Genomic DNA, 13,131 nt, shown 5'->3' with positions numbered 1-13,131 from the left:
GGATCAGGTGCGCGTCCACTTCTGGTTGCCGGCGCCGGTGCAGGTCCACAGCTCCAGCAGGGTGCCGTTGGCCGTCCCGGCGCCGGTGGCGTCCAGGCACAGGCCGGACTGGGCACCGGTGATGGTGCCGTCGGCGTTGAGCGTCCACTTCTGGTAGCCGCCGCCGTCACAGGTCCGGATGTCGACCTTGGTGCCGGGGCTGGTGCCGCCGCCCGAGGCGTCCAGGCAGGCGTTGCCGTAGACCCGCAGTTCACCGGCCGAGGTGCTCGTCCACTGCTGGTTGCTGCCGCCGTTGCAGTCCCACAGCTCCACCTGGGTGCCGGACGTCTGCGACTGGTTCGGAACGTCCACGCACCGGCCGGAGGCGGCTCCGACGATCGTGGCGACGGTGCCGCCGCCGGTGCCGCCGCTGCCCGGGGTGAGGGACAGGTTGTCGAACTGTGCCGTCTCGCCCTGGCTGGTCGCGTAGCCGACCTGTCCCGCCGCCCAGGTGCGGTCGTCGGCGGATCCGACCGTGGAACCGTCGATGACGGCGGTGACGGTGGTGCCGGAGAAGGTCAGCGCCAGGGTGTGCCAGCGGTTGGTGCCCAGCGCCGTGGTCGTACCGTGGGCGAGGGTGGAGACACTGCCGTTGGTGTTGGAGGTGAGGATCGACCAGGCGCCGGTGTCACTCACCCGCAGGTGGTAGGCGTTCAGCTGGCCGGTGCTGCCGTAGTCCTGCGCGTTCGCACGGCCGATCAGCTCGGCGTACCCGGGCTGTTCGAGCAGCACGTCGGACGAGACGGTGTAGTTGCTCCAGCTCACGTCGCCGAGCAGGGCGTGCGGATCGGACAGCGCGTCCCAGGTGATCGGCTTCTGCGGGCTCATCTGGCGTACGCACTTGCCGGCGCGGCCGCCGCCGCAGCCGGTCACCTCGAAGGCGCCCTGCCAGTCCATGAGGTACTTCGCCTCGGTACCGGTGGTGTAGCCGTCGAAGCTGTCGCTGTAGGGCAGGCTCATGGTGCCCTGGGCGGGGCCGGTGGCGGTCCCCTTGCCCTGACCGGTCGTGGTGGTCAGGGTGTAGACGTGGTGGGGCTGCACGGTCAGGCTGAAGCCGCCGCCCGACGGGGTGATGTCCGTGGCGTGCACGAAGTAGTCGGCCGGATTGCCGGAGTTGACGTCGGTGGACCAGACGTGGACGGTTCCGGTGGACAGCCCTCCGGTGACGTTGAAGTTCAGTGTCTGGGCGGTGCCGGCGTCCATCGTCTCGATGACCGTCGAGTAGTCGGAGTTGTCGGTGGACTTCAGCGTCACGTAGCTGCCGTTGTTGCGGTTGCCGGCGATGTAGCCGCTGGAGGCGTCGAGGTACTGCCACCCCGGGGCCGTGAACTGGCTGGTGTGTGCCATGACCCAGGTGTTCTTGCCGATGGCGTAGTGCCCGGACCACGGCTGCGAGGCCAGGGCGAGGCCCATGGTGGGGTAGGGCAGGTTCGGGGTGATCGCGGCGACCACCGGCCAGTTGAGGTACGCGGTCATCCGGCCGTCGATGTACCCGCGGTTGATGCCGCGGGCCACGGCCGGGGCGCCCGCGTTGTAGTCGTCCGAGCCGTTCTCACTGGCCCACAGCTGCTTGCCGGACGACGTGGCGGCCGACGGCACCGAGCAGGTGGACTGGGAGGAGCGGTAGCCGCAGGGGTAGTGCGTGCCGATGACGTTCACCGCGGCCGCGAACGCCGGGTTGGAGTCGACGTCGCCCGCCACGGACCAGTCCGAGTCGGCCGCGACGATCTTGACGCTGCCGTAGCCGTTGCTGTTGAGCGTGCTGCGCAGCTGCTCGTACCAGGAGACGTTGTAACCTCGTTCGTTCCAGCCGCCGAGGTAGTCGATGGCGAGCCCGTGCTGTTTGGCGCAGCCCAGCCAGGAGACCAGGTAGTTGATCATGTCGGTGGACCAGAAGTTCCCGCCGCCGATCCAGCCGGGGGCGCCCCAGGCGAGCCCGTACAGCTTGATGCCGGGGTTGCGGGCCTTGGCCTGCTCCATCAGCCACCATTCGTAGCCGCGGCCGCAGTTGAGGTCGGAGCGGGTGTGCTGGTGACTGGGCTCGGCTCCGGAGGTGGAGTTGGTGTCACCGCCGATCTCGGCCTTGAGGATCTGCAGGGAGGCGCCGTAGCCGGGACGGAAGAGGTAGTCGAGGATCTGACCGCGCTGGGGCTCCGGGTAGTCGATCAGGAGTCTGCTGTTGCCGCCTCCGCCGCTGATCGCGCCGACGCCGTCGAAGGTCCGGCCGCCGGAGGTGCCGTTGATGGTTATGGAGGTGGCGGCTCGGGCGGGAGCGGCGGTGGTGCCCACGAGGCCGCCGGCGGCCAGGACGAGGCCCGCGAGCACGGCCGTCGAGACGCGCACGCGTCGCAACAGCCGTCTGAATGCTGACACGGTGGGGATTCCTTTCGCAGGTCGATGGGGGTCCGCGTCGGGTGCGGTCTCAGCGGACGACGAAGTCCTGGTTGGTGCCCGGCGCGTTCTTGCACTGCCACTGGTCCAGTTGCTGTCCCGCGGTGTTGCCGGCGCCGTGGACGTCCAGGCACAGGCCGCTGTTGCGGTTCTGGAACGCGTAGCTGCCGTCGGACTGGCGCACGGGCAGCCAGAGCGCGTCGGCGGCTGTGCCGGGGGCCTGCTGGACGATGTCCGGGGTGCCGGCCTCGGTGGAACCGCCGGCGACCGCGACGTCCTGGCCGGAGTTCTGGGCCCGCAGTTCGCCGTAGCCGCCCGAGGCCGGCACGAACTGGAACTGCTGGTTGCCCTGCCCGTTGCACGTCCACTGGTCGATCGCGGCGCCCGCGCTGCCGGAGTCTCCGTACACGTCCAGGCACAGGTTGTCGTTGGCGACGACGAGTTGGTGGTAGCCGTCCGGGAAGCCTCCGCCGCCGGACGAGGCCGGGGTCAGATAGACGGCGAACGCGTCGTGGGCGCCCTGGAACGTGAACGGCACGGTGACCGAGCCGCCCGCAGCGCTCACGTTCTGGTCGTACACGGTCTGTGGCGCACCGAGCGGTGCCTGGTCCGGGATGCGGTGGACGGTGACGTGGACGCTGCCGGTGTCCGTCAGCCAGGGCAGGGACGACAGCCCGTTGAAGGTCACGGACGCGGCTCCGGTGGTGCCGTTGGAGTCGCCGATGACGGCCACCGCTCGTCTGGCGGCGGAGTCCTCGGCGGCCGCGATCGCCGTCGAGCCGACCTGGCCGGAGGTGTCGACGAGGGTGCCGGTCATGTCGGCGTAGTCCCGAAGCGCCCACCAGTTGCCGGTCGGCTGCCAGCTTCCCCCGCTCTGGGTGAGGACGCCCGTCAGGTTCGGGGTGACGCAGCACACCCAGTTGCCGCGCATCGCGTTGGCGTACCCGGACTGCGCGAACCGCGCGAGGTACCAGGCCGTCACCCCGGCGCTCTGCCGGTCGGCCGGCTGGTACTCGTTCGAGGACAGCGGCAGCGGGCCGATGCCCGCCGCGGTCAGGTCGCTGTTGAGGGTCCGTGCGACGGTGACCGGGTCGTCGACATCGCCCTCGTTGTGGTTGGTGATCATGTCGGGCACTGTCCCGGCCGCCTTCACGTGCGCAAGCCAGGTCTGCCATTCACCCGGGTTGTGCTGGGGGTTGAACGCGAGTGACGGCCCTACGATCTGAGCCCCTGGGGCGATGCGCCGGATCTCCCGATAGGCGGTGTCCCACATCTGGAAGTACTGGGCGCTGTTGACACCCCGGGTCCAGAAGGCAGAGATGTCCGGCTCGTTCCAGATGTCATAGGCGAACTTCAGCCCCGAAGCCTGCAGCGCTCCCACCGTGGAGTCGATGAAGCCGACCCAGTTGGAGCAGTCGCCGTTGTCGCACGGGTATCTCGTGTTCGACGGCTGGCCGCCGTTCGCACCGTAGATGTCGCTGACCAGCACCTGGTACTGAGCGTGATAGGGCGGCCGGGTGAGCCGTTTCGCCTGCGCGATGATGGAGTCGAGGTCGGCGCGGGTGGCCGAGCCGTACTGGTAGCCGTCCTTGATCCAGCCGCCGGAGAACCATCCGCCGCCGCGGAACGCGTTGATCCCCAGCGGCTGCAGGAACTGGTCCGCGGGCTGGCTGCCGTCCTGACTGATGCCGTAGAGGAACCCCTCCCCCACACCGGTCGACGGTCCTCGGGTCGACGCCAGGTTCACGCTCAGCGATGTGCCCGGGGCGGCCTGGCTCGGAGCCGTCGACAGCAGCGCCAGCACGAGTGCCATGACGATGCCCGCCAGCAGTGCCGGACGGCGGGGTCTCGCTCTCGTCCTCATCCGATCCTCCTGAGTCGGGGCGGCGCCGGGGCGCCGCCCGGAGTCGAGCACGGCTGCCTCACGAGGTCAGCCCAGCGTCCATTTCTGGTTGGACTGGCCGTTGCAGGTCCACAGCTGTACGGGGGTCCCGTTGGCCGTGGCGGCGCCCGACACGTCAAGACACAGCCCGGACTGGGCGCTGGTGACGGTGCCGTTGGTGTTGAGCGTCCACTGCTGGTTGCTCTGGCCGTTGCAGGTCCACGTGATGACCTTGGTGCCGGGGCTGGTGCCCTGCCCGGAGGCGTCCAGGCACAGGCGGCTGCCCGCGAGGGAGACGCTCAGCTCTCCGGAGGCGCTCTGCGACCAGGTCTGGTTCGCCCCGCCGGAGCAGTCCCGGATCTGCGTCTGGGTGCCCGGCGTCGTGGTACTGCCAGGCACCTCCAGGCACTTGCCCGCGCCGACCGCGTGCAGCGCACCGGTGGTACCGCCCCCGCCGCCCGATGTCCCGTACCCGGCGGCGGTGATGCTTGCCTGGACGGCGTTCTCGGTGGCGTCGGAGGGGTAGCCCGCCGTCATCGCTCCCTCGAAGAACTCGCCCTGGCCCGAGGGGCTGTTGTCGCCGCCGGTGCCCAGCAGAACGGAGCTGTCGACCTTCATCGGCGAGTAGCCGTTCGGCAGGGGGCCGGAGAAGGTGGTGGTCAGGCCGCCGGTCGCGCCGTTGCCGTACTTGAGGGTGAAGTTGCTGGTGCCGTTGTTCTTCAGCCACGCGCTGACGAACGGGTAGTGCACGCCCTGGTTGTTCGGGTCCTTGTTGGAGCCGGTGTTGGTGTGGAACATGCCGTTCTCCAGGTCGGCCTCGACCCAGGGGCCGCTGCCCGTGCAGTTCTTGAACCAGCAGGCGTTGCCCCAGTAGAGGGCGTTCATGGTGGCGTTGCCGGTGTCGGTGTGGGAGTTCTCGCCGCTGCCGTAGTCGAAGCAGCACCACTGGTTGGTGTAGTTCGACGACGTCACCATGTAGATGCCTTCCGGCTGGGAGCCGGTGGCGACGCCGCTCGCGTGGTCGATGCGGTAGCCGACCCCCGGGCTGACCTTGACGCCGAAGACCTGGTGGCCGGCCGCGCTGACCGGCAGGGCCATGGCGTCGGCGCCCACGTCCGATCCGTTGGGGCCGGGGCCCTTCCAGTAGCCGCCCCAGGAGATCGGCAGGTCGTTGTGGCGCGCGGTCTGATCGTAGATCTTCGTGATCGTGCACGACGTGCCCGCGCAGAACGACACCTGGGGCGCGGTGTCGGCGTATCCGCCTGCGGCCAGCAGCCCGATGTCGCGGTAGGCGTGGTCGGAGGACCGCTGGATCTGGTACAGCGGTCCGTTGTACGAGGCGAAGAGCGCCCTGGTCGTGGAGTGGGCCGTCACGCAGGGCGTACCGCCCGCCGCGTAGATGTCGCAGGGAAGCGACACGTCCGCGGCGGACACTGGCGCCGGCGCGCCGAACACGGCCAGGGCCATCGCCAGGGCGGCCAGGAGCACTGCGGGAAACCGCCTCGCTCGGCGGTGTGTTGCTGATCTGAGCACGGAAACCTCCTCTGTCGCGGTGCCGTCGCGCTACGGCACCGAAGCTGCCGGTGGCCGTGGGGAGAGGGAGTCAGCCCAGCGTCCACCGCTGACTGCTGCTGCCGTTGCAGGTCTCCAGCTCCGCCAGGGCTCCATCAGCCGAGGACCCTCCGGTGACGCCCAGGCAAAGGGCCGACTGGACGCCCGTGATCGTGCCGTCGGCGTTCAGCGTCCACTGCTGGTTGGTCTGGCCGTTGCAGTTCCAGATCTCCACCTTTGTCCCCGGCGTGGTCTGGTTGTTGTAGGCGTCCAGGCACATCTGGGAGCTGCCCGAGTAGACGGTGAGCTGGTTGGAGGCGCTGTGCGTCCAGGTCTGGTTGGTGCCGCCGTTGCAGCTCCAGATCTCCACCTGGGTGCCGGCTGTCGTGGTGGAGTTCGGTAGGTCCAGGCACTTGCCGGCGCCCACCGCGTGCACCGCACCGGTCACGCTGGTCCCGCCGCCGCTGGTCCCGCCGGCGACCCGGTACATCACGGTGCCGTGGGCCGGCACCCGGGCGCTGATCGTGCCCGAGGTGGTCGAGGACGCCCCCGACCACAGGTCGGTCAGGGAGTAGGCGGACGCCCCGGTCTTCCCGATCGCGGCCGCGGTGGTGGTGATGGTCGCGGTCGAGCCGGTCTCGTTGAACAGCGCCACCGACACGTCACCGTTGGCGAGCGGCTTGGCCAGCACGTCCAGGCCGCCCGAGGACGACACCATGGTGCCCTGTTTGCCCAGGGGGTCCTGGTCGACCGCGATCACCCGGGAGTTGGTCAGCGTGGACAGGGTGTCCGCACTGGCCGAGGAGATGTTGGTGCCCGCGATCAGCGGCGCGGCCATCTGCGCCCACAGACTGAACTCACTGCGGCTCTCGGTCGTCGTCAGCGAGCCGTTGCCGACCTCCAGCATGTCCGGGTCGTTCCAGTGGCCGGGTCCGGCGTACGAGGCCAGTCCGACGTTGCTGTGGAAGATCGACAGCATGCTGGAGAAGGTCGGGCTGATGTCCCCGGTGGTGCGCCAGCTGTTGCCCACGTCCGCACCCCAGGTCCACACGTTCTCCTGGCCCCAGTTGCACAGGCTGAACAGGATCGGGCGGCCGGTCGCCGCCAGAGCGTCCCGCATCGCGGTGTAACGGGTCCGCGCCGGCACGCCGGTGTTGTTGCAGTTGTCATACTTCAGGTAGTCCACGCCCCACGACGCGAAGGACTGCGCGTCCGTGGTCTCGTGGCCGAGGCTGCCCGGGTATCCCGCACAGGTCGCGGTGCCCGCGTCCTCGTAGATGCCCAGCTTCAGCCCCAGCGAGTGCACATAGTCCGCGGTGCCCTTGATGCCGTCGGGGAACTTCGCCGGGTCCGGCACCAGTCGGCCGGCGGAGTCGCGGTTGTGGGTCATCCAGCAGTCGTCGATGTTGACGTAGGAGTAGCCCGCCGCCTGCATGCCGTTGGTGTGCATCGCCTGGGCGGTGGACTTGATCAGCGACTCGGAGACGTTGCAGCCGTACGCGTTCCAGTCGTTGAAGCCCATCTGCGGGGTCGGCGCGAGCCCGTTGCCGAGCGCGGCGGCGGGCTGCGCCGTACCGAGCGCGACGAGGGGGGCGGCCGCGGTGAGCAGCACGGCCGAGCAGGTGAGCGCCAGGGTCCTGCGCAGGGACGGCAGCGAGGGCAGCGGCCGAGGACGCCTGGCTCTCGAACGGGTCGTGGGCATAAGTCATCGACTCCTGAGGCGAGTTGGAAGGCCGGAAGGCGTTCAGCGGTAGCCGGCGGCGGTGATGTCGGCCTGCACGGCGTTGTCGGTCGCGTCGGAGGGATAGCCGGCGACGACGGCTCCCTCGTAGAAGGTGCCGGCGCTCAGGTTGGCGCCGCCGCCGGGCTTGCAGCAGTCACCGCCGCTGCCCAGGACGATGGCCCCTTGTTTCTTCATGGGGCTGTATCCGCCGGGGAGTCCGCCGTCCCAGAGGGTGGTCAGGCCGCCGGACTGCGCGTTGCCGCCCTTGAGGGCGAACCTCGACGTGCCGTTGTTCTTCAGCATGGCGGTGACGAACTTGTCCGGAAACGCCCGCTGGTTGGAGTTCCAGGACTGGCTGCCGCCGGAGTACAGGCCCCATTCGAGGTCGGCCTGCACCCAGGGGCCGCTTCCCGAGCAGCCGCCGAACCAGCACTCGGTACCGAAGTTGATGGCGTCCATCGCCCCGGCCGCGTCGGCCTTGCGGTCCGTCTCGCTGTTGCCGTAGTCGAAGCAGCAGCCGCCGTTGACGTGGGTGCCGCTGGTCACCATGTAGGCGCCTTCGGGAGCGGCACCGGTCGGTACGCCCGTCAGGTGGCCGTCCCGCCAGTAGCTGTTCCCCGGGTTGAGGTAGAGCGAGTACGCCTTGGTGCCGCCGGCGGTCAGTGACTGGGAGTTCGCCTTCGCGGGGCTGCTCTGGCTCGAGCCGGGCACCTGGGCCGAACCCTGATACCAAAGGTCGTTGCCGTGTCCGGACTGGTCGCGGACGACCGTGATCACGCACGTGGTGCCCGCGCAGAACGAGTCCTGCGCCGCCGCGTCGGCGAAACCGCCCGGCGCCAGCACGCCGATGTCCCTGGTGGCGTTGTCCGAGGTCCGCCTGACCTGGTACAGGGAGCCGTTGTAGGAGCCGTAGAGTGCCCGCACCGTGCTGTGCGCCGCCACGCAGGGCGTTCCGCCCGCGGCGTAGAGGTCGCACGGGCCCGACCCGCCGGGCGGAGGCGGCGGTGGCGGCTGTGTCGACGTGTTCCACTTCTGGTTGGTCTGACCGTTGCAGGTCCACAGGACGACCGCGGTGCCGTTGGCCGTGCCCGCCCCGCTGACGTCCAGGCAGAACCCGGAGGCGGCACCGGTGAGGGACCCGTCGGGGTTCTGCCGCCACACCTGGGTCGCCCGCCCGTCGCACGGCCGGATGACCACCGGGGCACCGGGTGACGTCCGGTTGTCGTAGGCATCCACGCACCGGGTGCCGTTCATCGTCCTCAGCTCACCCGCCGCCGTGAACTCGAACGCCTGGTTGACCTGGTCGTTGCAGTCCCAGATCTCCAGCGCCGTGCCTGAGGTGTCGACGTTGCCCTTGACGTCCAGGCAGCGTCCCGACGCCGAGCTCACCAGGGGTGCAGCCGACGCCGACCAGGCGGGCGCGGCCGCCGGCGACATGGCCGCCAGTGCCGTCACGCACACGGCGACGACCGAGGGTAAGCGTGCCGCGCGCGGGGCGTGACTGCGGGGCGGAGCGGATGACGGCTGCATTCTGTGTCCTCGGCTATGCGGGGGAAGGGACGGAGAGTGCCGTGCCTGTGAAGAGGTTGCGAAGGGACGTCCATGGCCTCTGTCAGCGCGCCCGAGAGCACCCACAGGGAACACTCAGACATCCCATGTCGCATAGTGATCCCACAGGGCCAAGCCACTGTCAATAGACGCGACTTAGCAACCGGGAACCCCATTCATCCCATGTCTTTGCCCTGGTGGGGCCGCAATGAGGGCATGCCGAAACCCCCGTCCGGCGACGGCGGCCGTGCCGGGCGCGGGTGCTGGGTCGGCCAGGGGACTCAGGTGACCGGCAGCGCGCTCCACTGCTGGTTGGCTGCGCCGTTGCAGTCCCACAGGACCAGTTGCGTGCCGTCGGTGGTGGACGCGCGGGGATCGTCCAGGCAGCGCCCGGAAGCCGGGTTGCGGTAACCGCCGTTGTACGCCTGCCACTGCTGGTTGCTGCCGCCGTTGCAGTCCCAGAGCTCGATCGGTGTGCCGTTGGCGGTGCCCAGACCGGTGGCGTCGAGGCACTTGCCGAACGCCCGGAGGGTGCTGTCGGAGTGCGCGGACCACTGCTGAGCCTGGGAACCGTTGCAGCCCGCGATGTCCACGGCCGTCCCGTTGGCGCTGTTGCCGCCGCTCACGTCCAGGCACTTTCCGGCGATCTGGGAGCGCACCTCGGCGCCCGTGGAGACCGGCGGCCTGATCCAGCCTGCCGCGTCAGCGGCCTGCACACCGGCGTTGAAGGCGTCCGCCATCTTGCGGAAGCCGTTGTCGTTGGGATGCAGGGCGTCGGACAGGTCCGCGGTGGTCAGCGCGCTCATGTCCACCAGCCGTACGTGTTTGCCGGCGGCCTGTTCGGCCTGGACGATGCCGGGGATCCTGGCGTTGAACGCGGGCCGGTTGGCCTCGTCGCTGCCACTGGTGGAGACGATCACGGTGCCGACGAGGACGGTCGCGTCGGGGGCGTCGCGGGTGATCTGGTCGACGAGTGCGCGGAGCCGGTCGGGGGCGGTCGGGATCTCGTAGTTGCGATCCAGGTCGTTCGTGCCGATCTCCAGGGTGACCACGTTCGGGCGATAGCGGGCCAGCACGTCGTCCGCGATGCCCGCGATCTGGTCGATCCGCCAGCCGGGATGCCCTTCGTTGTCCGGGTCGGACATGGTGCCGTTGCGGCCCGAACCGACGAAGTCCACGGCGTGCCCCTCGGCCGCCAGTTGGTTGCCCAGGAAGCCGCGGTAGCTGTTCCCGGACGGGCTGCCGACGCCCCAGGTGATCGAGTCGCCCAACGGCATCAGCCGCAGGGCGGTGGGCGCGGCCCGTACGGCGGAGGGCGGTGACGCGGCGCCGGTGGCGGCCGTCGCGGGCAACGCGGTGCCGACGCCGAGCGCGGCCGTCAGCGCGGCGGCCAGGAGTGCCGAGTACTTCGTCATCTGCGTTCCTCACTGGTGCGGGACAGTGGGTGGGGGTGAACGAGCGGGTGAGTCGATCAGCGGGGGGTGAAGTCCTGGTTGCTGCCGGCCGTGTTCTTGCACGGCCACTGGTCGAGCTGCCGACCGGTGCCGCCGACGCCGCCGTAGACGTCCAGGCACAGGCCGCTGTTCTGGTTCTGGAAGGAGTACGAGCCGTCCGACTGCTGCACCGGCAGCCACAGACCGCCGGTCGCTCCGCTCGGGGGCTGCTGCACGATGTCGGGCGTGCCCGCGGCCGTGGAACCGCCGGACACCGCCACGACCAGCCCGGAGTTCTGTGCCTGCAACTGCCCGTAACCACCCTGGGCCGGCACGAACTGGAACTGCTGGTTGCCCTGCCCGTTGCAGGTCCACTGGTCGATCGCGGCGCCCGCACTGCCGGAGTTGCCGTACACGTCCAGGCACAGGCTGTCGCTGCCGATCACCAGCTGGTGGTATCCGGTGGGGATGCCTCCCCCACCGCTGCCCGACGGCTCGATGCCTGCCTGCTGGATGACCTGCCTCGCGCCCTGCGGCCAGTTGGTGCCGCTGACCTGGACGTTGCCGGTGAGGACGTTGTTGTGCGGAGGGCCCGTCGCCACGTACGTGTTGCCGCCGTTGTACCAGTTGCCGGAGAAGGTGCTGTCGTCGGTGTGGTTGTTGGCGTTGGCGTTGGTGAGCGCCCAGTTGCCGGCGTCCTGCACCACGTTGTGGGACACCGTCAGGTAGCGGGAGCCCTCGTCGAGGTACAGCGCGGTGGTGTGGTGGTTGTCGTACATGTAGTTGTCGGAGATCACCGAGCCGGGACTCGCGGACAGGTTGTAGATGCTGCCGCCGTCGAACATCGCGTTCTTGGTGTCGAAGATCAGGTTGTGGGAGACGGTGTTGTTCTTCAGCGTCGTGGGGGTGCTGTAGACCTGCTGGTAGGTGTACGTGCCCCGGTTGACGTAGTCCTGGCTGCCACCCGGGTCGTTGACGCCCCAGCCCCAGCCGATGTCGATCCCGTCGTAGGGCAGGTGGTCGCACTGGTTGTGGGTGATCGTCGCGCCGGTGACGTAGGTGGACAGGATGGCGGCGGTCTCCTTGTAGTCGGTGCCCACCCCGCTGACCTTGTTGTCGCTGATGGTGATGTTCTGGTTGGTCATCTGCGCATTGCCGGGGTGATGCGCGTCCGGCTGGATCCCGCCGACCTGGATGCCGCTGCCGGCGTCGTCGGTGAAGGTGTTGCCGGTGACGGTGACGCCGCCCGCGCCGAGTCCGGTGCCGGAGGCCGTGGCGACGCCGTCGTTGCCGATGCCCAGTGCGGCCTGGCCGAGTTCGGAGAAGGTGTCGCCGGAGAAGGTGATGCCGGTCGCGGCGGAGACCTGGACGGCCGCGGGCATCTGCGTCCAGTGGTTACGGGTGGCCTCGAACTGGGTGCAGCCGGATGCGCAGGTGCTCAGCCAGTTGGCGGGCATGGGGTAGGCACCGGTGATGTGCGCGCCGCTCTGCTGGTCCGCGTAGCCGTCCGGGCCGCTCGGCCCGAGCCAGGAGGTTCCCGTGAAGCGGATGCCGGTGAAGCCGAGACCGGCCGCCGGTGAGCCGTAGCTGCCGCTGATGCCGAGCAGGCTCTGCAGGCGGGGCAGTTCGACGTCGAGACTGTTCGGGTTCTGCCCTGGCTGGGCCCGGTAGTAGAGGTCGCCGGTGGACGAGTCGAGATACCACTGTCCGGCCTGCTGCAGGAAGGCGTAGTTGTTCTCCAGGTACATCGTCCCGCCGGCGAACGGCGCGTTGATGGTGTCGTAGCCCCAGGAGTTGTTGTTCCACGCGGGCTGCTGCATGGTGACGGTCCTGCCGCTGATCGACTGGACCGGCGCATAGCGGTCGGTGAAGGAGTTGATGCTCTCGACTTCCATGTGGTTCTGGTCCGTGAGGCCGGCCAGATAGTCGAGGGAGGAGTCGGTGATGGTCAGGCCGGTCTGGGTGAAGGTGAACGCGGAACGGGGTACCTGGATCGCCGCTCGTGGCGCTTCCCTGCCGTCCACGTAGAGCTGACGCGTGTTCACGCCGGTGCCGACGTGGACCGACCAGATGTTCTTCGCCTGATCATGCACCTGCCAACCTGTTGTCCGTTGGGCGCCGGACACGACCGGTTGCTGACCGGCCGCGGCCTGGTAGGTGATGGTGTGGCCGCTCTGGCCTCCGTCCCCCGAGCCGAAGGTCAGCGGCTTGGACAGCCGGTAGTTGCCACCGGCCAGGTGGACGACCACGTTCGCGTCGGCGGAGAGGCGATGCGCGGGCTGCTGGGCCTGCTCGATGGTGGCGAACGGTTGGCCGGCGGTGCCGTTCCCGCCGGGGGATGCATCCGGCGCCACGTACAGGTCGGCCGCCGCCGCTTGGCGCTCCCCCGGTACCGCGTACGCGGCCCCGGCCGTGGCGGGGCTGCCCACCAGTAGGGCGAGCAGGGCCACGGGGGCGGCCCACAGACCGCGGAGCGCTCTGGCTCTGGACATGGTCAACCTCCGGTACGGGCGGCGGGTGGTGGTCCGTGGCCGGTCGTGGGCCGGCCACGGAAGGGGGCTGTT

The 13,131-nt window shown here is 69.5% G+C and carries 7 protein-coding genes; all 7 read right to left on the bottom strand.

The features are described 5' to 3' along the window. Positions 1-3 precede the first annotated feature (3 nt). Complete coding sequence (locus ACIRVK_RS31735) at positions 4-2,412, bottom strand: ricin-type beta-trefoil lectin domain protein (RefSeq protein WP_404253145.1); 2,409 nt, start codon at positions 2,410-2,412, stop codon at positions 4-6. 49 nt (positions 2,413-2,461) lie between these two features. Next, the gene (locus ACIRVK_RS31730; RefSeq protein WP_404253143.1) at positions 2,462-4,294 is read right to left on the bottom strand and encodes an RICIN domain-containing protein; all 1,833 of its coding nucleotides are present in this window, start codon (positions 4,292-4,294) and stop codon (positions 2,462-2,464) included. Positions 4,295-4,360: 66 nt separating this feature from the next. Then, positions 4,361-5,779, bottom strand: coding sequence for an arabinofuranosidase catalytic domain-containing protein (locus tag ACIRVK_RS31725; protein WP_404253199.1), 1,419 nt, complete (start codon positions 5,777-5,779; stop codon positions 4,361-4,363). A 136-nt stretch (positions 5,780-5,915) separates the two neighbouring features. Next, positions 5,916-7,565 (bottom strand): glycoside hydrolase family 27 protein, encoded by a 1,650-nt coding sequence (locus tag ACIRVK_RS31720; RefSeq protein WP_404253141.1) that lies wholly within the window; start codon positions 7,563-7,565, stop codon positions 5,916-5,918. A gap of 42 nt (positions 7,566-7,607) precedes the next feature. After that, positions 7,608-9,023: an arabinofuranosidase catalytic domain-containing protein gene (locus tag ACIRVK_RS31715; RefSeq protein WP_404253197.1), complete on the bottom strand. Its 1,416-nt coding sequence runs from the start codon at positions 9,021-9,023 to the stop codon at positions 7,608-7,610. Between the two features lie 392 nt (positions 9,024-9,415). Continuing rightward, entirely contained in the window at positions 9,416-10,549 is a 1,134-nt protein-coding gene (locus ACIRVK_RS31710) for a ricin-type beta-trefoil lectin domain protein (RefSeq protein WP_404253139.1), read from the bottom strand. Between the two features lie 56 nt (positions 10,550-10,605). After that, positions 10,606-13,059 carry an RICIN domain-containing protein gene (locus tag ACIRVK_RS31705; protein WP_404253137.1) on the bottom strand — a complete coding sequence of 818 codons (2,454 nt, stop codon included), beginning with the start codon at positions 13,057-13,059 and terminating at the stop codon, positions 10,606-10,608. Between the last annotated feature and the right edge of the window lie 72 nt (positions 13,060-13,131).

Source organism: Streptomyces sp. NPDC101152, assembly GCF_044768275.1.
Taxonomy (GTDB): Bacteria; Actinomycetota; Actinomycetes; order Streptomycetales; family Streptomycetaceae; genus Streptomyces.
This window is presented reverse-complemented; position numbering and strand designations above follow the sequence as displayed.

Excerpts from the sequence above, each read along its gene's own strand:
- ACIRVK_RS31730 (WP_404253143.1), bottom strand. The coding sequence starts at position 4,294 with ATGAGGACGAGAGCGAGACCCCGCCGTCCGGCACTGCTGGCGGGCATC.
- ACIRVK_RS31725 (WP_404253199.1), bottom strand. The coding sequence starts at position 5,779 with ATGGCCCTGGCCGTGTTCGGCGCGCCGGCGCCAGTGTCCGCCGCGGAC.
- ACIRVK_RS31720 (WP_404253141.1), bottom strand. The coding sequence starts at position 7,565 with ATGCCCACGACCCGTTCGAGAGCCAGGCGTCCTCGGCCGCTGCCCTCG.
- ACIRVK_RS31715 (WP_404253197.1), bottom strand. The coding sequence starts at position 9,023 with ATGTCGCCGGCGGCCGCGCCCGCCTGGTCGGCGTCGGCTGCACCCCTG.
- ACIRVK_RS31710 (WP_404253139.1), bottom strand. The coding sequence starts at position 10,549 with ATGACGAAGTACTCGGCACTCCTGGCCGCCGCGCTGACGGCCGCGCTC.
- ACIRVK_RS31705 (WP_404253137.1), bottom strand. The coding sequence starts at position 13,059 with ATGTCCAGAGCCAGAGCGCTCCGCGGTCTGTGGGCCGCCCCCGTGGCC.